At 70.5% G+C, this 18925-nt stretch carries 20 protein-coding genes; 11 read left to right on the top strand and 9 right to left on the bottom strand.

The window, feature by feature from the left end:
- Positions 1-31 precede the first annotated feature (31 nt).
- The 6 genes from MA875_RS08745 to MA875_RS08720 all read left to right on the top strand — a co-directional run bounded on the left by MA875_RS08745 (position 32) and on the right by MA875_RS08720 (position 4966).
- On the top strand, positions 32-1069 hold the full coding sequence (locus MA875_RS08745) for a DUF2332 domain-containing protein (RefSeq protein ID WP_248241765.1): 1038 nt from the start codon (positions 32-34) through the stop codon (positions 1067-1069).
- A 9-nt stretch (positions 1070-1078) separates the two neighbouring features.
- On the top strand, positions 1079-1330 hold the full coding sequence (locus MA875_RS08740) for a DUF3263 domain-containing protein (RefSeq protein ID WP_248241763.1): 252 nt from the start codon (positions 1079-1081) through the stop codon (positions 1328-1330).
- A gap of 79 nt (positions 1331-1409) precedes the next feature.
- A complete protein-coding gene (locus tag MA875_RS08735; protein ID WP_248241761.1) occupies positions 1410-2012 on the top strand; it encodes a LytR C-terminal domain-containing protein in 603 nt (200 codons plus the stop codon).
- 130 nt (positions 2013-2142) lie between these two features.
- The gene (locus MA875_RS08730) at positions 2143-2343 is read left to right on the top strand and encodes a cold-shock protein (protein ID WP_248241759.1); all 201 of its coding nucleotides are present in this window, start codon (positions 2143-2145) and stop codon (positions 2341-2343) included.
- 155 nt (positions 2344-2498) lie between these two features.
- The gene (gene groL / locus MA875_RS08725; protein WP_179560587.1) at positions 2499-4118 is read left to right on the top strand and encodes a chaperonin GroEL; all 1620 of its coding nucleotides are present in this window, start codon (positions 2499-2501) and stop codon (positions 4116-4118) included.
- Positions 4119-4297: 179 nt separating this feature from the next.
- Positions 4298-4966, top strand: a complete 669-nt coding sequence (locus MA875_RS08720; RefSeq protein ID WP_248241758.1) for a DUF2461 domain-containing protein — start codon at positions 4298-4300, stop codon at positions 4964-4966.
- A 74-nt stretch (positions 4967-5040) separates the two neighbouring features.
- On the opposite strand, the gene MA875_RS08715 is transcribed toward MA875_RS08720, so the two are convergent.
- From MA875_RS08715 to MA875_RS08700, 4 genes are all read right to left on the bottom strand, one after another.
- A complete protein-coding gene (locus MA875_RS08715) occupies positions 5041-5328 on the bottom strand; it encodes a WXG100 family type VII secretion target (RefSeq protein WP_248241756.1) in 288 nt (95 codons plus the stop codon).
- A 126-nt stretch (positions 5329-5454) separates the two neighbouring features.
- Positions 5455-7143: a sensor histidine kinase gene (locus MA875_RS08710; RefSeq protein ID WP_248241755.1), complete on the bottom strand. Its 1689-nt coding sequence runs from the start codon at positions 7141-7143 to the stop codon at positions 5455-5457.
- Between the two features lie 103 nt (positions 7144-7246).
- Positions 7247-7939 carry a response regulator transcription factor gene (locus tag MA875_RS08705; RefSeq protein WP_124293769.1) on the bottom strand — a complete coding sequence of 231 codons (693 nt, stop codon included), beginning with the start codon at positions 7937-7939 and terminating at the stop codon, positions 7247-7249.
- A gap of 85 nt (positions 7940-8024) precedes the next feature.
- The gene (locus MA875_RS08700; protein WP_248241754.1) at positions 8025-8573 is read right to left on the bottom strand and encodes a TetR/AcrR family transcriptional regulator; all 549 of its coding nucleotides are present in this window, start codon (positions 8571-8573) and stop codon (positions 8025-8027) included.
- A gap of 73 nt (positions 8574-8646) precedes the next feature.
- On the opposite strand from MA875_RS08700, the gene MA875_RS08695 reads away from it, so the two are divergent.
- Entirely contained in the window at positions 8647-9543 is an 897-nt protein-coding gene (locus tag MA875_RS08695) for an alpha/beta fold hydrolase (protein WP_248241751.1), read from the top strand.
- A gap of 19 nt (positions 9544-9562) precedes the next feature.
- Here MA875_RS08695 and MA875_RS08690 read toward each other — a convergent pair whose 3' ends face one another.
- The 4 genes from MA875_RS08690 to MA875_RS08675 form a co-directional block, all read right to left on the bottom strand.
- The gene (locus tag MA875_RS08690) at positions 9563-10789 is read right to left on the bottom strand and encodes a saccharopine dehydrogenase family protein (protein WP_248241749.1); all 1227 of its coding nucleotides are present in this window, start codon (positions 10787-10789) and stop codon (positions 9563-9565) included.
- A 7-nt stretch (positions 10790-10796) separates the two neighbouring features.
- Positions 10797-12440, bottom strand: a complete 1644-nt coding sequence (locus tag MA875_RS08685; protein WP_248241747.1) for a DNA repair helicase XPB — start codon at positions 12438-12440, stop codon at positions 10797-10799.
- 69 nt (positions 12441-12509) lie between these two features.
- Complete coding sequence (locus MA875_RS08680; protein ID WP_248241740.1) at positions 12510-14243, bottom strand: helicase-associated domain-containing protein; 1734 nt, start codon at positions 14241-14243, stop codon at positions 12510-12512.
- A complete protein-coding gene (locus tag MA875_RS08675) occupies positions 14243-14509 on the bottom strand; it encodes a multidrug ABC transporter ATPase (RefSeq protein WP_248241739.1) in 267 nt (88 codons plus the stop codon). The genes MA875_RS08680 and MA875_RS08675 overlap by 1 nt, the downstream gene beginning before the upstream one ends.
- Positions 14510-14705: 196 nt before the next feature.
- On the opposite strand from MA875_RS08675, the gene MA875_RS08670 reads away from it, so the two are divergent.
- Positions 14706-15089 carry a cold-shock protein gene (locus MA875_RS08670; RefSeq protein ID WP_124293764.1) on the top strand — a complete coding sequence of 128 codons (384 nt, stop codon included), beginning with the start codon at positions 14706-14708 and terminating at the stop codon, positions 15087-15089.
- Complete coding sequence (locus tag MA875_RS08665; protein ID WP_248241738.1) at positions 15073-15684, top strand: DUF3027 domain-containing protein; 612 nt, start codon at positions 15073-15075, stop codon at positions 15682-15684. The genes MA875_RS08670 and MA875_RS08665 overlap by 17 nt, the downstream gene beginning before the upstream one ends.
- 24 nt (positions 15685-15708) lie before the next feature.
- Here the strand turns inward: MA875_RS08665 and serC are convergent, their stop codons facing one another.
- Positions 15709-16821 (bottom strand): phosphoserine transaminase, encoded by a 1113-nt coding sequence (gene serC / locus MA875_RS08660; protein WP_248241737.1) that lies wholly within the window; start codon positions 16819-16821, stop codon positions 15709-15711.
- 131 nt (positions 16822-16952) lie between these two features.
- Here serC and MA875_RS08655 point away from each other — a divergent pair, with 131 nt between their 5' ends.
- Both MA875_RS08655 and MA875_RS08650 read left to right on the top strand, forming a co-directional pair.
- Positions 16953-17669 (top strand): iron-dependent transcriptional repressor DtxR, encoded by a 717-nt coding sequence (locus tag MA875_RS08655; RefSeq protein WP_248241736.1) that lies wholly within the window; start codon positions 16953-16955, stop codon positions 17667-17669.
- 173 nt (positions 17670-17842) lie between these two features.
- Positions 17843-18757, top strand: a complete 915-nt coding sequence (locus MA875_RS08650; protein WP_248241735.1) for a M23 family metallopeptidase — start codon at positions 17843-17845, stop codon at positions 18755-18757.
- Positions 18758-18925 lie beyond the last annotated feature (168 nt).

The raw sequence follows: 18925 nt of genomic DNA, 5'->3' as shown, positions 1-18925 counted from the left end.
ATGCCGCGCACCCGCGCGGCACGATGGGGGAGTGCCCGAGCCCGATGCCCTGCCTGCCGATATGGACGCGGTCTCGGAGCGGTACCGGAGGTTCGCCGAGAGCGAGGCGCCGGGGCGCTCCGCGCGGTACGAGGAGTGGGCCGCGGGGGTGGCGGGCGATCCGGCGATGCAGCGGCTCCTCGCGCAGATCCCCGCCGCCCGTCGTCAGCCGCCTCTCGTGTTCGCCGTCACGCGCCTCCTCGGAGCCCCGGAAGCGGACTATCCCACGTGGGCGGCGTGGACCCATCGCCATGCCCTCACGGTGATCGCGGAGTGCACGGCCCGGTCCCTCCAGACCAACGAGCCCCTCCGCTGCGCGGCGCTCCTTCCCGCCCTCTCGACGATTCCCGGGCCGATCGCGCTGCTGGAGATCGGGGCGAGCGCGGGGCTGTGCCTGTACCCCGACCGCTACTCCTACCGCTACGCTGGAGGCCCCGCCCTCGACCCCGTCGACGGCCCGTCGGCAATCGTGCTCGACAGCGCGCTGCGCGGGCCTGGCGCCGCGCGGGCGCGGGAGACCCTCGCCCTTCCCGAGGTCGTCTGGCGGGCGGGGGTCGACCTCGCCCCTCTCGACGCCGCCGACCCGGCGGATCGCGCGTTCCTCGCCGCCCTCGTCTGGCCCGGCGAGAGGGGGAGATGGGAACGCATCGGCGCGGCTCTCGAGATCGTCGCGGCCGACCCGCCCCGGATGTCGCGGGGCGACGCGTCGGAGCCGGGCGTCGTGGCTGCGGCGGCAGCCGAGGCTCCGCCCGGCGCCACGCTGGTCATCACCACGCCGGGTGTCCTACCGCACATCCCGGTCGCCGGCAGGCGACGTCTGCGCGCCGAGATCGACGCCGTCCGCGTCGCGACCGGGGCACGCTGGGTCACCCTCACTCCCGCGGGCATGGCCGACCAGTGGCATCCGCCCCTGGATCCGCGCCGGTGGTCGGGGTTCGTGCTGGCCATCGACGGGGTGCCCTGCGCCGAGGTCGATCCGCTCGGCGCATTCGTGGAGTGGCGCGCCGAGGAACCGGAGGCGCGGCGTTAGCGTGAGCGGGTGCCCTTAAGCGAACGGGATCGGCTGATCCTCGACTTCGAGGCGCTGTGGACCCGACACGGGAGCGCCAAAGAGGAGGCCATCCGCCTCCGTCTCGGCATGTCGCCGGGTCGCTACTACCAGCTGCTCACACGGCTGATCGACACGACCGAGGCGCAGGAGTACGACCCCATGCTGGTCAAGCGGCTGCGCCGCATCCGCGACGCGCGCCTGCGCGCACGCGTCATCCGTACGGCGGCGTCATCCGGCTGAGAGGCGCGGCTCCCGCATCCTCCCGCACCCGTCCAGCTGGCGCTTAGGTTGCCCTGGCCCGCTTCGGTACCATCTTCTGGTGCCGAAAAGGACCTATCCGCGGGATCGCTTCGATGACCTCCCCGCGGACGGCGGGCGGGTCGGTGCGCACCGGGCGGAGAACCCCCGGATGCGTCCGTGGGCGGTGCTCCTCTGGGCGAGCCTGGCCACCATCGTCCTCATCGTCGTCGGCATCTTCGGCACCCTGCTGACGTCGGGGCGCATCCAGCTCGCCCCCGATGCCGAGCCCACGCCATCACCGCAGCCCACCGTCGAGCCGGTGATCGACACGTCCTACGCGGTGCAGGTGCTCAACGCCACGCCCGAGCAGGGGCTGGCGACCCAGGTGAAGGACGAGATCGTCGCGGCGGGGTGGTCCGCCGATGCCGTCACGGCCAGCGGTGCCGGAACGACCGACTTCGCCGAAACCACGGTCTATTACGCCTTCCCCGGCGACCAGGCGGCCGCCGCGGGTCTTGCCGACCTTGTGCTCGGCGGCGCGCGCATCGAGCAGACCGACGTCTACCAGCTCGCCGATGACCCGAACACCCCGGAGGACGAGAGTCAGGCGCTGCAGCTGACCGTCGTCATCGGGCTGGACCGCACGGCCGACGCGCCGGTCGACGAGGCTCCCGCGCCCTGAACCGGGGTGCGTGTTTCGCCCGCGTAAATGTTTGACAGCGGGCATGTCAACAGTTGCCTGAAGGCACTTTCCGCGGTGTCGGCGATCCCTAGCATGGGCCCTGTCCCGCCGCAGTACAGGAGAGTTCGCAATGACACAGGGCACCGTCAAATGGTTCAACGCCGAGAAGGGCTACGGTTTCATCACCGCCGGTGACGGTCAGGATGTCTTCGTCCACTACTCGAACATCGACATGTCCGGCTTCCGGGTGCTCGAGGAGGGCCAGACCGTCGAGTTCACCGTCGGGTCGGGTCAGAAGGGACCGCAGGCCGAATCGGTCCGCGTCGTCTGAGAGCGGATGACGCGCGTCGGCGTCCCGCTCGACCCGCCACACGCCGTGTGTGGGCGTGGCTTGCACTCACCCATGCCGAGTGCCAGAATGGATTAGCACTCGTGATTGTTGAGTGCTAAGTCCGAAAGCCAACGTCCGGGAGGGACGACACACACATGGCAAAGATCATCGCTTTCGATGAGGAGGCCCGTCGCGGCCTCGAGCGCGGCCTGAACATCCTGGCCGACGCCGTCAAGGTGACCCTGGGTCCCCGCGGTCGCAACGTCGTGCTGGAGAAGAAGTGGGGCGCCCCCACGATCACCAACGACGGTGTCTCGATCGCCAAGGAGATCGAGCTGGACGACCCCTACGAGAAGATCGGCGCCGAGCTGGTCAAGGAGGTCGCGAAGAAGACCGACGACGTCGCCGGCGACGGCACGACCACCGCGACCGTTCTCGCTCAGGCGCTCGTTCGCGAGGGTCTGCGCAACGTCGCCGCCGGTGCCGACCCGATCTCGCTCAAGCGCGGTATCGAGAAGGCCGTCAAGGCGGTGACCGACCAGCTGCTGGCTGACGCCAAGGAGGTCGAGTCCAAGGAGCAGATCGCCGCCACGGCGTCGATCTCGGCCGCTGACCCGACCATCGGCGACCTGATCGCCGAGGCGATCGACAAGGTCGGCAAGGAGGGCGTCGTCACCGTCGAGGAGTCGCAGACGTTCGGCACCGAGCTCGAGCTCACCGAGGGTATGCGTTTCGACAAGGGCTTCATCAACCCCTACTTCGTCACCGACCCCGAGCGTCAGGAAGCGGTCTTCGAGGACCCCTACATCCTGATCGCGAACCAGAAGATCTCGAACATCAAGGACCTTCTGCCCGTCGTCGACAAGGTGATCCAGGACGGCAAGGAGCTCGTCATCATCGCCGAGGACGTCGAGGGCGAGGCCCTGGCGACCCTGGTGCTGAACAAGATCCGCGGCATCTTCAAGTCGGCTGCCGTCAAGGCCCCCGGCTTCGGCGACCGCCGCAAGGCTCAGCTGCAGGACATCGCGATCCTCACCGGCGGCCAGGTCATCACCGAGGAGGTCGGTCTCAAGCTTGAGAACGCCACCCTCGACCTGCTCGGTCGTGCGCGCAAGGTCATCATCACCAAGGACGAGACCACCATCGTCGAGGGTGCCGGTGACGCTGCGCAGATCGAGGGTCGCGTGACCCAGATCCGTCGCGAGATCGACAACACCGACAGCGACTACGACCGCGAGAAGCTCCAGGAGCGCCTCGCCAAGCTCGCCGGCGGCGTGGCCGTCATCAAGGCGGGTGCGGCCACCGAGGTGGAGCTCAAGGAGCGCAAGCACCGCATCGAGGACGCCGTCCGCAACGCGAAGGCCGCCGTCGAAGAGGGCATCGTCCCCGGTGGTGGCGTCGCGCTGATCCAGGCCGGCAAGATCGCCTTCGAGGCCCTGGAGGTCTCGGGTGACGAGGCCACCGGTGCGAACATCGTCAAGGTCGCCATCGAGGCTCCGCTGAAGCAGATCGCGCTCAACGCCGGTCTCGAGCCCGGTGTCGTGGCCAACAAGGTCGCCGACCTTCCGGTCGGTCACGGCCTGAACGCCGCGACCGGCGAGTACGGTGACCTGTTCGCGCAGGGCATCATCGACCCCGCCAAGGTCACGCGTTCGGCGCTGCAGAACGCCGCGTCGATCGCCGGTCTGTTCCTCACCACCGAGGCCGTGGTCGCCGACAAGCCCGAGAAGGCTGCCGCGGCGCCCGCCGACCCCACGGGTGGCATGGACTTTTGATACGACGGGACGCAATGCCGCGCAGCGGCGTTGAGTCCCGGGCGTATCAAGGTCGAGTAGCCGCCGCAGGCGGCGTATCGAGACCCAAATCGTCCGAACCAAGAAGAGCCCCCTCCTCCGGGAGGGGGCTCTTCTGCGTCTCGCCGCAGCATCCCACCGCGCCAACTACCATCTGCCGCATGACCTTCGACGGACTGGACCCCGCCGCCCCGCGTTTCTACGACGACCTCGCGGCCGACAACACCCGCGAGTGGTGGTTGGCGAACAAGGCGCGCTACGAGGAGGTCGTCCGTGGACCGTTCGAGGCGCTCGCCGCCGAGCTCGAGCCGGAGTTCGGTCAGCTGAAGATCTTCCGGCCGAACCGCGACGTGCGCTTCAGCGCCGACAAGTCGCCCTACAAGCTCCACATCGGCATGGTCTCGCTCGCGCCGGTGGCGTACTACCTCCAGCTCTCGGCGACGGGACTCCTCGTCGGCGGCGGTGCGTACGACGTCCCGCCGGCCGCACTCGCCCGCTTCCGTGAGCTCGTCGACGACGATCGCCGCGGGCCCGAGGTGGCAGGGCTGGTCTCTGCTCTCGCCGAGGACGACCTCGTGCCGATGAGCGAGGACGCGGTGCGCACCGCTCCGAGGGGATACTCGGTCGAGCACCCCCGGATCGACCTGCTGCGGCTGAAGCACCTCGCCGTCGGGCGCACCGAGCCGCTCGCGGACTGGATGTGGGGCCCCGAGGTGTTCGACATCGTCAGCGACGCATGGCGCGGCGTGGGGATGTGGAACGGCTGGCTCTCGGAGAACCTGGGGGACCTGCTGATCCGCCCTGATCGCGAGCGGCCCGGTCGGCGGTAGCCGACGCCCGCACGGGTGAACGGTCCCTCCGGGGGAGGGACCGTTCGGTCTTCCGCTGCAGCTTCGTGTGGGGGTCAGCGGAAGAGGCTCGCGGTCGCCAGCTCGGCGTCGGCGTACTGCCGGCCGGCGGAGGCCAGGGCGGTGTTGATGCCGTTCAGGCTGTCTTCGACCTGACGCTGGGTGGCGCGCCACTGGTCGACAACCGAGTGGAACGCCACGGCGGCGCTTCCGGTCCAGGTGCCCTGCAGGTGGGTCAGCTGCGCCAACATCGACTGCGTGTCGGCCTGGATGCGGTCGATGGTGCCGCGGATGGTGGATGTCGCGGCGAGGAGGGAATCGCTGTCGACGGAGTAGGTGGCCATGGGTGCTCCTTTTCGAAGTGGACACCGCTCACGCTAGAGAGCCGGCCGGGTCCGATCGGCGACGGCGGACTCATCCGTGGAGAACTGCGGGAGCACCCAGGCTGTGCAGGAGAGGACGGATCCGCGTCAGTCGCGAGGCGGGCGCGGGAGCGGCTGCGTCTCGAGCAGCAGGTGCTCCGCGGCATCCCTCGATTCGGCGAGCGGGAAGCCGACCCGGAATGTCGCCCCGCCGCCGGGGGTGTCGAAGACCTCGACCGACCCGTGCAGCGCGTCGACGATGGAGGCGACGATCGACAGCCCGAGCCCTGTTCCCCCCGTTTCGCGGGTGCGGGAGGTGTCTGCTCGCCAGAACCGCTGGAAGATCTTGTCCTTTATCTGGTCGGGGACGCCCTCCCCGTGGTCGATCACCTCGATCCAGCCCAGGTTGGCGTCGCGGTCCACGCCCACCCGCAGCTCGATGGGGGAGTCGTCGGGGGTGAATCGCCGAGCGTTTCCGAGGAGGTTCGCGACGACCTGCCGGATGCGGTTCTCGTCGCCCCAGACCACGACGGCGGAGGCCGCGGCCGCGGTGACGGCGGCAGGAGCTGCGGGTGCCGTCGCCTCCGGCGCCACGGGGGCGTCGGCGGGAGTGCGCGGGCGCCGGCGCAGGCGTGAGAGCGACGCGCCGCGGCGAGGAATGGCAGCGGTGCGGGGCGAACCTCCGCGGCGTCCGCCGTCGGCCGCCTCGGGCTCGGGTTCGGGGGCGAGCGCGGGGCGGAGCTGGTGCACGGTCGCGTCGAGCACGGTCACCGTGCGCTGCGGGGAGGCGGCCCGAGCGTCCAGGCCCGCGTCCCGCGCGATCGGCACGAGGTCGACGGGGGTGATCGCGACATCCTTGCGCTCGTCGAGGCGGGCGAGGGCGAGGAGGTCCTCCACGAGAAGGCCCATCCGGACGGCCTCCTTCTCGATGCGCTCCATCGCCTGGCCGGTGGCCTCGTCGCCGGAGATCCCTCCCATGCGGTAAAGCTCGGCGTAACCACGGACGGTCACGAGGGGCGTCCGCAGTTCGTGGCTGGCGTCGCCGATGAAGCGGCGCATCTGACGGACGGTCGCGTCACGCTGCGAGATCGCGGCGTCCACGCGAGAGAGCATCGCATTGATCGCGGTCTTCAACCGGCCCACCTCGGTGGTCTTCGGCTCGATGTCGGTCATCCGCTGGCTGAAGTCGCCGGCGGCGATCGCATCGGCGGTGGTCTCCACCTGGCCGAGGCTGCGGAAGGTGAGGGTCACGAGGAATCGCGTGAGCGCGGCGGCGACACCGATGATGATGACGGCGAGGATGCCGTAGATCGCGATGTAGTTGGCGATCGTGCGGTTCACCGACGAGACGGGAAGCGCGACCATCTCGGAGTACAGGCCGCCACCGCCGGGATACTCGCTGACCGCCACCGTCGCCCGGAACTCCGCTTCCCCGTTGCGGGAGAGGAGAGTGACGATGTTGAGCTGATTCGTCTGAGCGTCTGCGACGGGGTAAGCGTCGGGGAACTGCGGCTGAGGCTGCGTGCCGCCGCGACCGCCTGCTGTCGTCAGAAGCTCGCCGTTGCGGTCGTAGATCGCCACGAAGTAGTCCGCCAGCGGTGCGCCCGGGATCGCTCGCGCAGTGAGAACGCCGTCCTCGACGCCGATGTCGATCAACGGGTCGGCGGAGTCCGTCGTCGCCAGAGCCTCGACCTGTGTGTCCAGGCTTGCGACGAGGCTGTTGCGGAGGAAGATCGCCGTGCCGACGCCGGCCGCGAAGAGACCCACGATGAGCAGCGCAACCGTGACCCCGGTCACCTTCGTGCGCAGGCTGGTGCCGCGCCACCATCGCGTGATCGCGTCGGGCTGTGTTCCCAGGGGTCTGCTCCTTGGCGTGTCCGGGGCGCGGGGGCGCCTCGCGTCAGACGGTCTTGCCGGCCTTGAGCATGTATCCGAATCCGCGCTTGGTCTGGATCAGCGCCTCGGACGAGTGCGGATCGATCTTGCGGCGGAGGTAGGAGATGTAGCTCTCGACGATTCCGGCGTCGCCGTTGAAGTCGTACTCCCACACGTGGTCGAGGATCTGCGCCTTGGACAGCACCCGGTTGGGGTTCAGCATGAGGTAGCGCAGCAGCTTGAACTCGGTGGGGGAGAGGTCGATCGACACGTCGCCGACCCGGACGTCGTGGGTGTCCTGATCCATCGTCAGCTCGCCGGCGCGGATCACCGACTCCTCGTCGGCCTGCATCGTGCGGCGGAGGATCGCCTGGATGCGGGCCACGATCTCGTCGAGGCTGAAGGGCTTGGTGACGTAGTCGTCGCCTCCCACGTTCAGGCCCGTGATCTTGTCCTCGGTCTCGTCCTTCGCCGTCAGGAAGAGGATGGGGGCGGTGTACCCCGCGCCGCGCAGGCGCTTGGTGACGCTGAACCCGTTCATGTCGGGGAGCATGACGTCCAGCACGATGAGGTCGGGTTCTTCCTCGAGCACAGCCGAGATCGTCTGCGCACCGTTGGAGACGGCCCTGACCTGGAAGCCGGCGAAACGGAGGCTCGTGATGAGCAGATCCCGGATGTTCGGCTCATCGTCCACAACGAGGATGCGGGGTGCAGTCATCCCCTCATTATGTCGAGGTGGGCTACGCGCTGTCTGGATATCGCGCGGAGAGGCGGGATGCGGCTTCTCCCGCTCTCACGCCGTCTCAGTCGAGGCTCGCCCGGACGGCGCGCTCGATGACGGGTCGGATGGCGGCGTCGGGATCCACCGTCACGCGGTGCAGCACGAGACCGTCTGCAGCCGCCATGAGCGAGCGGGATGCCTCGGCGGGCGCGCGGGCACCCACCTGCGCGAGCAGTTCGACCATCCACCTGACGTAGGTGCGGCGCTGCTCCAGGAGCGGCGTCAGCACCTCGGGGTCGGCGGCGCCCTCGAGGAAGAGCGCGAACCGGGCCCGGGTTCGGGCGGCGAAAGGACCGGTCTCGACGTCGACCATCGACGTCAGGGCGTCCGTCAGCTGCTCGGGTGTCTCGATCGGCGGCAGCGGGGCGGCGGCGAAATCGGCCCGCTCTCTCTCGGCCAGGTGCGTGACCACCCCGGCGACGAGCGCGTCGCGAGTGCGAAACCAATTCGACGTCGATCCCTTCGGCAACCCCGCCCGCTCGTCCACGCGCGCATGGGTGAGAGCGCGGATGCCCTGCTCGCCGACGAGCGCGAGGGCCGCGTCCAGGGCTCTGTCCCGAGTGGTGGCCACCTTTTGACCCTAGGTGTCGCGACGCTACTAGAGAAGTAGTGACACGGCACTAGAGACGTAGTATCGTGCAGACATGGACGAGAAGGTGACCCGCGCGGGACTTCCGGCGGAGGTGCCGCAGATGCCGGCGGTTCCCGGCTTCACGCACAAGTTCGTCGACATCCCGGGTCTTCGGGTCCACGTGGCCACGGCCGGAGAGGGCGAGCCGGTCCTCATGCTGCACGGACTGCCCCAGCACTGGTGGCAGTGGCGGGCGGTGGGTTCCGCGCTGGCCGAACGCTATCGCGTCGTCTGTCCGGATGCGCGGGGCTTCGGCTGGACGCAGGCCGAGTCGCCGCGGATCTCCCGCTATGCGATGCGGGACGACGTGCTGGCCCTCCTCGACGCCCTTGAGCTGGAGCGGGTCCGTCTGGTCGCGCACGACATGGGAGCGGTCGTAGCGGCGCAACTGGCCTATGGGAATCCCGATCGCGTGCGGGCGATGGTGATCCTCAGCGTGCCGCCGCCCTTCATGAGGCTGGGCCTCGGGATGCTGCCGGCGATGCGTCATGTGCCCAAGCTCCGATGGCGCCGGGCGGGTTCCTCGCTGGACTGGGTCCTCGCGCCGCCCTACGTCGCCACACCGATGAGCGAGCCGACGAAGATGACCTACCTGGCGCCGCTCCGCGACCCCGCCAAGGATGCCGCGATCAGCGAGGTCTATCGCGGCCTGCTGATCGGCGGTGAGATGCCGGCGCTGGCCACCGGCGCCTACCGCCGGCGACGTCTGACGGTTCCGACCCTGTACTGCTTCGGCGAGAGGGACGAGCCGCTGACGGCCTCGTTCGTGCGGACGCAGAGCGGCGATGTCTCGCGGTTCGCCGACCACGTCGAGTTCGCTCCGGTGCCCGGCGCCGCACACTTCGCCACGGACGACAACCCCGGCGCCGTCACCGAGCTCACGAGGGAGTTCTTCGCCCGCGCGGCGTGATGTCCGGGGCGCACCGCCGTCAGCGTGAGCCGGCGGTCTCGCTCAGCGGTGCCGTCTGGATCACGAAGCGATGCCGCCGAAGGCGCTCGGCGAGCGCCTCGCCCATCGCCGACATCGGAGTGAGCACGCCGCCGCGAGGCGGCAGGTCGTCGAACGCGAGGCAGAGCGCCGACTCGCCGAGCATCACCGCCGTGCCGTCGTAGCCCGGGTCGTACGGCGCCGAGATCCGGGTGCGCGTCGGCGTGCCCTCGACCGGATAGACATCGGCCTCGACCGTGAACCGGCCGGCCTCCCTCGCCCGCGCGCTCGGCCCCTCTCCGGGTTTCGGCAGGATGCGGTCGAGGAGCGCGCGGGTGGGAGGGAACAGAAGCCCCGCGACGAGGGCTCCGGTCGCCGCCGACACGGCGGCGGCGATGATGCGTCCGGGCGCACCGGTCGTGGTGTCGACGACCTCGCGGTAGCGCATCAGCTCGCCGTACGACCAGCCGCCGAGCCAGCTGGTGCGCTGCACGATCTGCTGGTTGTAGGCACCCATCACGAACGGGGCCTGCCAGATTCCGGATGCCTCGTCGAGGCGCAGCCCGCGCGGCCGGCTGCTCGCGGGGAGGCGCCGGGAGGGACCGGGGGTGAGCGCGTAAGGGTCGGCCACGACACGTCGGGCCGACCCGTCGTGGCGGGCGTCGAGCAGCTGCTGGCGGAGGGAGTCGATCGTCCCGCCGCTCACCCCGCCCTTGATCGCGCGCACCTGCACGTCCGCCTCGGCGAGCGGCCCGCCGCCGGCGGCTGCGTGGGCGAGCCCGACGCCGAGGTCGGAGGGGATCGAGTCGAAACCGCACGAGTGCACGATCCGCGCGCCGCTGTCCCGCGCGGTGGCGTGCACCTCCGCCACGCTCCGCGCGGCGAACGTGCTCTCCCCGGTGAGATCGGCGTACGCCGTGCAGGCGCGGGCGCAGGCCCGCACCAGGGGGAGGCCGTGTCGCGCATAGGGCCCGACGGTGGAGGCGATCACGCGTGCGGAGGCGGCCAGCCGGTCGAGCGCCGCGGCGTCGGCGATATCGACGACGAGCGTGTCCCACGCGACATCCAGCTCCCGGCGGAGGGCCGCCAGACGCTCGGGGGAGCGGCCCGCGAGGGCGATGCGCGCACCTTCGGGCGCGCTGCGCGAGAGGTGCTCGGCGGTCAGCCGCCCGACGAAGCCGGTGGCGCCCACCAGGACGATGTCGTAGTCCCGCTCCCCGCTGCCCATGAGCCGGCTAGGCTGCCGCGACCTCTTCCGCGTCGAGGATCGTGTAGCTGTAGCCCTGTTCGGCGAGGAAGCGCTGGCGGTTCTGGGCGAAGTCCTGGTCGACGGTGTCTCGGGCGATCAGGGTGTAGAAGCTCGCGGTGCGGCCCGATTCCTTCGGGCGCAGCAGCCGTCCGAGGCGCTGCGCCTCCTCCTGACGCGAACCGAACGAGCCCGAGACCTGGATGGCGACGGACGCCTCGGGCAGGTCGACGGAGAAGTTCGCCACCTTCGACACCACGAGCAGCGAGATCTCGCCGTCGCGGAAAGCGCCGTACAGCTCTTCGCGTTCGTCGACGGGGGTCGCTCCGGTGATCTTGGGTGCGCCGAGGGCCTCGGCGAGCTCGTCGATCTGGTCGAGGTACTGCCCGATGACGAGGATGCGCTCGCCCGGGTGACGCGACACGAGCTGCCGCACGACGTCGATCTTCGCCGGGGCCGTGGCGGCCAGCCGGTAGCGCTCCTCGTCGGCTGCGGCGGCGTACTCGAGGCGCTCGCCGGCGGGAAGGTCGACGCGCACTTCGTAGCAGACGGCGGGGGAGATGAAGCCCTGCGCCTCGATCTCCTTCCAGGGGGCGTCGAACCGCTTCGGGCCGATGAGGCTGAACACGTCGCCCTCGCGCCCGTCCTCGCGCACGAGCGTGGCGGTGAGGCCCAGGCGCCTGCGCGCCTGCAGGTCGGCGGTGAGCTTGAACACCGGGGCGGGGAGGAGGTGCACCTCGTCGTAGACGATGAGTCCCCAGTCGAGGGCGTCGAGGAGCGCGAGGTGGGCGTACTGACCCTTCCGCTTGGCGGTGAGGATCTGGTAAGTCGCGATCGTGACCGGCTTGACCTCCTTGGCCTGACCGGAGTACTCGCCGATCTCCTCGGGGGTGAGGCTGGTGCGGCGCAGCAGTTCGTCGCGCCACTGCCGGGCGCTGACGGTGTTGGTGACGAGGATGAGCGTGGTCGTCTTCGTCTCGGCCATCGCTCCGGCCCCGACGAGGGTCTTTCCGGCACCACAGGGGAGGACGACGACGCCCGAGCCGCCGTCGGCGAAGGTCTCGACGGCCTTCTGCTGGTAGGGGCGCAGGTGCCAGCCGTTCTCAGCGAGATCGATCGGATGCGGCGTCCCCGGCGTGTACCCGGCGTGATCTTCGGCGGGCCAGCCGATCTTCAGCAGCTCCTGCTTGATCTGACCGCGAGCCCAGGCGTCGACGACGTAGGTGTCGGGTGCGGGGTGGCCGATGAGGAGCGGCTGGATCCGCTTGTTCCGCGATACTTCCGCCAGCACCGCGGCGTCGCCGGAGCGCAGCACGAGGGTGCCGTCCTCGTCGCGCTCGATGACGAGTCGGCCGTACCGTCCGACGGTCTCGCGGATGTCGAGGGACACCGACGGCGGGACGGGGAAGCGCGACCACCGGTCGAGGGTGGCGAGCATGTCGTCGGCCCCGTGGCCGGCGGCGCGGGCGTTCCACAGCCCCAGGCGGGTGATCCGGTAGGTGTGGATGTGCTCGGGCGCGCGTTCGAGCTCGGCGAAGATCGCCAGCTCGTGCCGCGCGGATTCCGCCTCGGGATGGGCGACTTCCAGCAGCACCGTCCGATCGCTCTGCACGATGAGGGGTCCGTCAGCCATAGCGTTCCAGTCTACCCGGGCCGTGATGCCCCGGGCGGTGGCGGCCGCGATCAGACGGGGCGGCGACGCTCAGGCGACGCTGCGGACGGTCACGACGTGCGAGAGCGGAAGGGTGCGTTCGACGTCGCTCGACTGATCGCGCCCGCGGAGGCGCCCGCCGCCGAATCCCGTCGCCTCCAGGGTGAAGGTGCGCTCGGTGCCGTCGGGCATCCGGACGACGACGTCGATCACCGCGCGGGTGCGCACCGCCTGGACGATCTCGCGCTCGAGCCAGGCGTTCTCGGCATCGGCGTCGTGCGATCCACGCAGCACGCGGATGAGGGCGGCGTGCGGTTCGGGCGCGGGTTCGCTCCGCTCGGGGTTCGGTCGCACGCGATGGCGGAGCCTGGCCGGGGCGCCGTCCTCGCCGACGGAGATCACCGGATAGCGTGCGTCGCTCAGGGCCCAGGCCACCGTGTCCTGCGAGACGCCGGTGGTGAGGGCGTCGCCGTCGGCGACGAGGCCGAGGGCCCGCAGGCCCTGATCGACCGAGACCGCGTCCAACAGCGCGGGATCGCCGCTTTCGACCATGGTGCGCCGCGTCGCGGCATCCGTCCGGACCCGGATGAGACCATGCCGGGCCGCGGTGCTGTCGATGAGATAGCCGAGGGGCTGGGGGAGACCGGTGAGGGACAGTCCGGTGAGGAACTCGCGGATCGACGCCGCGGTCTCACCCTCGGTGAGCCCCGCGGTGAGGGATTCGGCGGTGAACCGGTACGTCGAGGCCTGCGCCCGCGATTCGCGTGCCGCCAGCCGCCGCAGCCGCAGCTCGAGGCGCGGCGCCAGGGGACCGGGCGCGATCGCGGTGAGGTCTGCCTGAAGGTAGACGCGGTCGATCTCGGCGGGGAGGTGCCGGGCCAGTTCGGGGGTCTGCGGGGCGTCGCCGTCTCGGAGCGTCGTCGCCCACGCCGGCTCGCGACTCTCCGGGGTGAGGAGGCCCCACTGCACCGCGATCCGTGCCAGGGACGCCGCTCGCCGGTCCCAGTCCTCGTCGAGCGGATATCGCGCCGGCCAGGCCGTCACCGGGAGATAGCCGCCGTCGGGGGTGCGGAGCCCCGACGGCAGGGATGCCCGGAAGCCGGTGACGACGATGCGCCAGCGCTCGGGGGTCGATGTCTCCAGCCAGCGTGAACCCGCCTCGGCGACCTCCCAGTCCCGTCCGCTCGAGGTCAGCAGTCCGGCGGCGGCAGCGGCGCCGACGATGTCGTCGAGCTCTGCGCCGTCGCCGAGGGCCCCGGCGTCGACGAGCTTGCGCCGGTCGGCGGCGCTGATGTCGCCCGAGGTGATCCGGGTGAGGGGGGTGTGCAGGGCCGCCGCGAGCACATCGGCCAGCGATCCGACGGTGGTGAACACCCTTTCGGCCGAGGCGAGCGTCTCCTCCTCGGAGGCCGGCTCGGGAGGGGTCTCCTCCGCCCCGGCGACGAAGGCGTCGGGACGATCCGCGCGCAGCCGGCGGAGGGCCTCCGTCACGGGATGCCACGGGGCGCCGTCCTCGCCCGTCAGGGCCAGACGCGTCGCCGAGGCCGGAGCTTCCGCGGACGGGTCGGCGTCGTCGGCGGCTGCCGCCAGGGCGATCAGTTCCCCGCGGGTGAGGTGGACCAGCGCGCGGTCGATCGACGACGGCTCCAGCAGGGCGTCGGCCGCATCGAAGAAGTCTTTCCAGGGCGCCGTCGGGGAGATGCCCCGGGCGGCGAGGATGTCGGCGAGCTCGCGGTCGTCGCGACCGGCGAGCCACGTCGCGAGGGCGCGCTCGTCGGAAGCCATCAGCCCGCCCGGTTGGCCCGTGCCCTCCGGACGAAGCTCATGATGAGGACGGTCAGCATCAGCACGAACGCCAGCGGCGGGGCGATCCAGACGATCACGCCCACGGTCGGCCAGATCCCGCCGGCCATGTCGGCGCCGGCGGCCGAGCCGATCATGATCGACAGGAAGCACACGATCGACAGCAGGATCAGGCCCAGCGACATGAAGGCCAGGATGCGGTCGATCCGCCGCACCGGAAGGTCGGCGTTCGAAGTCGGCGTGCTCATCGACGATCAGCCTATCTGCTCCGCCCTCGCGGCGGTGATCGGATGACCCGCGGTGACGTGCGGTGAGCTCGCCGCGACCCCGCGGTGACCCCGCGGTGACGATGTCGCGCCCGCCCGCGTAGGCTTGGGGCGGGCACAACTCTGCCCGTCATCCGTCATGCCCGCGACACGCAGGCACCGATTTCAGCGAGGTCTCATGCCCACCGGCAAGGTCAGGTTCTACGACGAGGAGAAGGGTTTCGGCTTCATCACCACCGATGAGGGCCAGGACGTGTTCCTGCACGCCACCGCGCTCCCCGCGGGCTCGGCGGCGCCCAAGCCCGGCGCGCGCGTGGAATTCGGCGTCGCGGACGGCCGCCGCGGTTTGCAGGCGCTGTCGGTGCGGGTGCTGGAGGCTCCGGTGAGCCTGGCCAAGCGTGCCCGCAAGCCCGCCGACGACATGGCCGTCATCGTCGAGGACCTGGTGAAGCTGCTCGACGGCATCGGCGCCGACCTGCGTCGCGGCCGGTACCCCAGCTCGTCGCAGTCGAAGAAGGTCGCCGCCGTCCTCCGCAAGGTCGCCGATGACTTCGAAGCCTGAGCCCGATCCCCGGCTGCTCGAAGCCCACGATCTGGCCCTCGCGGCGCTTCGCGAGATCACGCCCGCCGACACCATCGGCGAGCCCGCGGACTACCGGATCGAAGACGACGGTGTCGTCTCGCTCCGGTTCGAGAACCGTCTGCACGGCTATCCGGGGTGGTTCTGGACGGTGAGCCTCGCCCGTGTCGAGGATGCCGAGCCGACGGTGCTCGAGGTCGAGCTGCTCCCCGGCGACGGCGCGCTCCTCGCGCCGGAGTGGGTTCCGTGGGCGGTGCGCCTGGCGGAGTATCAGGCCGCCCAGGCCGCGGCCGCCGAATCGGGCGAGGATGACGACTCCGACGAGGACGAGGACGACGACGCCGAGTTCGACGAGGACGACGATGACGCCGACGTCGATGACCTCGACGACCTGGACGCCTCGGATTTCGACGAGGACGGGTCGCCGATCCTCCACGCGGGAGATCTGGACGGCGTCGACATCGACGAGCTCGCCGACAGCGACACGGATGACGACGACGACGACGCGGATGACGACGACGAGGACGGCGACGACGACGCGGATGACGACGACGCGGACGGCGACGACGAGGACTGACTCCTCGCGCACACCGTCCGGGCGTCAGATCCGCTCGAGCGTGTAGTCGATCGCGCCCACGAGGGCGCGGACGTCGTCGGGTTCGATCGAGACGAACGTCGCCACGCGCAGCTGATTGCGGCCGAGCTTGCGGTACGGCTCGGTGTCGACGATCCCGTTCGAGCGCAGGCTCGCCGCCACCGCCGCGGCATCCACCGAATCATCGAAGTCGATCGTCACCACGACCGGTGAGCGGTCGGCGGGGTCGGCGACGAAGGGCGTGGCGACCGGGGACGCCTCGGCCCAGCCGTACAAGACCCCCGACGACTCGCGGGTGCGGGCGTCGGCCCACGACAGCCCGCCGTTGTCGAGAATCCAGCCGAGCTGTTCGTCCAGGAGCACCAGGGTGGCCACCGCGGGTGTGTTCAGCGTCTGCTGCAGGCGGGAGTTGTCCAGGGCGTTCTTCAGGCTGAGGAACTCGGGGATGTACCGGTCGGATGCCGCGATCCGCTCGATCCGCTCGATCGCGGCCGGCGACACCGCGGCGAACCACAGTCCGCCGTCGGAGCCGAGGTTCTTCTGCGGGGCGAAGTAGTACACATCCGCCTGGGACATGTCGACGTCGATCCCGCCCGCGGCGCTGGTCGCGTCGATGACCGTCAACGCGCCGTCATCGCCGGTGACGCGCTCGACGGGCGCGGCGACGCCGGTGGAGGTCTCGTTGTGGGGCCAGGCGTAGACGTCCACGCCCTCGACGGCTTCAGGGCGCGCGCGGCCGCCCGGGTCGGCGGTGCGCACGTCGGGCGCCTGGAGCCAGGGGGCGCGCGCGGCGGCGGCGAACTTGCCACCGAACTCGCCGAAGACGAGGTTCTGGCTGCGACGCTCGATCAGACCGAAGGCCGCCGCGTCCCAGAACGCCGTCGAGCCGCCGTTGCCCGTGATGATCTCGTATCCCTCGGGCAGCGTGAAGAGAGAGGCGAGGCGCTCGCGCACCGAACCGACGAGGTTCTTCACACCCGCCTGGCGGTGGGAGGTGCCGAGGAGCGTCGCGCCGCGGGTCACCAGCGCTTCGAGCTGTGCGCCGCGCACCTTCGACGGGCCGCAGCCGAATCGACCGTCGGCGGGCAGCAGTTCGCGGGGCAGTTCGACGTGGGCCATGCGAGCGATTCTAGGGATGTCGCGTCCGCGTCGTTGTCGCGGGCGGCCGCAACCGGGGCCGGCCCAGGGCTCGGCGTCGGCGGCGGCGACTAGGCTGGAAACACCCCTGAGACCCGCGAGGACACCGCCCCATGACCGACCTCATCGACACCACCGAGATGTACCTGCGGACCATCCTCGAGCTCGAGGAGGAGCGGATCGTGCCGCTGCGCGCGCGCATCTCCGAGCGCCTGGGCCACTCGGGGCCGACGGTGTCGCAGACGGTGGGGCGGATGGAGCGCGACGGGCTCGTGGTCGTCTCCGAAGACCGTCGCCTGGAGCTGACCGACGCCGGGCGCCAGAAGGCGGTCGATGTGATGCGCAAGCACCGCCTCGCCGAGCGCCTCCTCTCCGACGTCATCGGCCTGGACTGGGCCTACGTGCACGAGGAGGCGTGCCGCTGGGAGCACGTCATGAGCGAGCAGGTCGAGCGGCGTCTCGTCGAGCTTCTCGGGCATCCCACCGAGTCGCCCTACGGCAACCCGATCCCGGGGCTCGACCAGCTCGGCGACATCCCGGCCAACACCTTCGAGCAGGGCGTCATCGGCCTGGTGACCAAGCTCAACGCCGACGGCGGACCGATGCGCGGAACCGTGCGGCGCCTCGCCGAACCGGCGCAGGTCGACCCCGAACTGCTGCAGCAGCTGAAGGCCGCCGGCGTCGTCCCCGGGGGCACCGGAACCTACCGTTACAGCGAGGGATACGTGCTCGTCGAGATGGATGACAACGACGAGGCGCTGGAGCTTCCGGTCGAGGTCGCATCCCACATCTTCCTCGTCGACGACGGGGCGCGAGCGATCGCAACGTGACTTATTCGTTACCTTCGGGTAGCCTCTGAGGGTCCACAGGCGAGAAGCCCGCCGACGGACTCCGCGTGAATTGCCTCATCGGCTCGTCGTTCACGCGGCCCGCCCCGCACATCGTGCCCCCACACTGAGTGTCGACGAGCCAGCGCAGGAATGCGCGGAGGCGCCGGAGGACAATGGCCGATCTAGACAACACCCCCGATTCCCCGTCGGCGACCGACGGACCGGGGCTCGAACGCCGAGACCGCACCCGACGCAAGCCCGCGGCTCGCACCAGCACTCTCAAGACCGCCCGCCCGGCGGTTGCCGCTCCGCCGAAGAGCCGACGGCCTCGAAACGGCCGGAAGCCGGCGCGCACCCTCGTGATCCTTACGATGGTCGGTGGCCTCATCGCCACCGTGGCGCTGCCCGCCTACGCCGCCGTCGAGAGCGCCACCGCCGACCCGATGACCCTGCAGCAGGTGGCCGTCGACGACGCCCAGTCGCTCGTGGTCGCCTCGGACGCCGGAGGATCAGAACTCTCGCGCAGCAGCTACTCCGCCACCACCGCGGAGGAGATCGAGAAGAAGAAGGCCGAGGAGGCCGCCGCGGAGCGTGCGCGCATCGCGGCCGAGCTCGCCGCTTCCGCGGCGTCGTCCTCTTCGTCGTCGGGCTCGCGCGCCAATGTCGACCTCTCGATGGTCGCCCCGGGCACCGGCGAGGTGCGCTGGCCGCTCTCGGGCTTCACCGTCGGCGACCGCACGTTCGCCCGCGGCGGGGCTCACATGGGCACCGACATGCTCGCCCCCTGTGGTGAGCCGCTGTTCGCCGCCGCCGCCGGCGTCGTCCGCGTCTCCCAGGAGAGCTACGGCGGCTACGGCGTCGCGGTCACCATCGACCACGTCATCAACGGCCAGCGCGTGTCCACGCTCTACGGCCACATGACCTACGGCAGCCGCGCCGTCCAGGCGGGTCAGACCGTCTCTGCCGGGCAGATCATCGGTCTCGTAGGCAGCACCGGTCGCTCGACCGCGTGCCACGTCCACTTCGAGACCTACATCAACGGCTCCGTCGTCGACTCCTACGAATGGCTCCTCGCCAACGCGGGCTGACACGCAGCGATCACTGACGAAGGGCGCCGGGGCATCCCCGGCGCCCTTCGCCGTTCTCCGACACGTCACACGATGTTCACGTCGCTGAACCCCCGGGCGTGTCGCGTGTACTAGCCTGGCCTCAGCTGACGCTCAAGAGAAGCGGAGGGAGCCGATGAACGGCGCACC

The sequence above is a fragment of the Microbacterium kunmingense genome (assembly GCF_023155745.1).
In the GTDB taxonomy this organism is placed as follows: Bacteria; Actinomycetota; Actinomycetes; order Actinomycetales; family Microbacteriaceae; genus Microbacterium; species Microbacterium kunmingense.
Note: the sequence above shows the minus strand (reverse complement) of the source record. Positions and strands in the feature narration are given on the sequence as shown.

Bases quoted from the DNA above. Each gene is read 5' to 3' on its own strand.
- MA875_RS08730 (WP_248241759.1), top strand. From the start codon at position 2,143: ATGACACAGGGCACCGTCAAATGGTTCAACGCCGAGAAGGGCTACGGT.
- groL (WP_179560587.1), top strand. From the start codon at position 2,499: ATGGCAAAGATCATCGCTTTCGATGAGGAGGCCCGTCGCGGCCTCGAG.
- MA875_RS08720 (WP_248241758.1), top strand. From the start codon at position 4,298: ATGACCTTCGACGGACTGGACCCCGCCGCCCCGCGTTTCTACGACGAC.
- MA875_RS08715 (WP_248241756.1), bottom strand. From the start codon at position 5,328: ATGGCCACCTACTCCGTCGACAGCGATTCCCTCCTCGCCGCGACATCC.
- MA875_RS08705 (WP_124293769.1), bottom strand. From the start codon at position 7,939: ATGACTGCACCCCGCATCCTCGTTGTGGACGATGAGCCGAACATCCGG.
- MA875_RS08695 (WP_248241751.1), top strand. From the start codon at position 8,647: ATGGACGAGAAGGTGACCCGCGCGGGACTTCCGGCGGAGGTGCCGCAG.
- MA875_RS08690 (WP_248241749.1), bottom strand. From the start codon at position 10,789: ATGGGCAGCGGGGAGCGGGACTACGACATCGTCCTGGTGGGCGCCACC.
- MA875_RS08685 (WP_248241747.1), bottom strand. From the start codon at position 12,440: ATGGCTGACGGACCCCTCATCGTGCAGAGCGATCGGACGGTGCTGCTG.
- MA875_RS08680 (WP_248241740.1), bottom strand. From the start codon at position 14,243: ATGGCTTCCGACGAGCGCGCCCTCGCGACGTGGCTCGCCGGTCGCGAC.
- MA875_RS08675 (WP_248241739.1), bottom strand. From the start codon at position 14,509: ATGAGCACGCCGACTTCGAACGCCGACCTTCCGGTGCGGCGGATCGAC.
- MA875_RS08670 (WP_124293764.1), top strand. From the start codon at position 14,706: ATGCCCACCGGCAAGGTCAGGTTCTACGACGAGGAGAAGGGTTTCGGC.
- MA875_RS08665 (WP_248241738.1), top strand. From the start codon at position 15,073: ATGACTTCGAAGCCTGAGCCCGATCCCCGGCTGCTCGAAGCCCACGAT.
- serC (WP_248241737.1), bottom strand. From the start codon at position 16,821: ATGGCCCACGTCGAACTGCCCCGCGAACTGCTGCCCGCCGACGGTCGA.
- MA875_RS08655 (WP_248241736.1), top strand. From the start codon at position 16,953: ATGACCGACCTCATCGACACCACCGAGATGTACCTGCGGACCATCCTC.
- MA875_RS08650 (WP_248241735.1), top strand. From the start codon at position 17,843: ATGGCCGATCTAGACAACACCCCCGATTCCCCGTCGGCGACCGACGGA.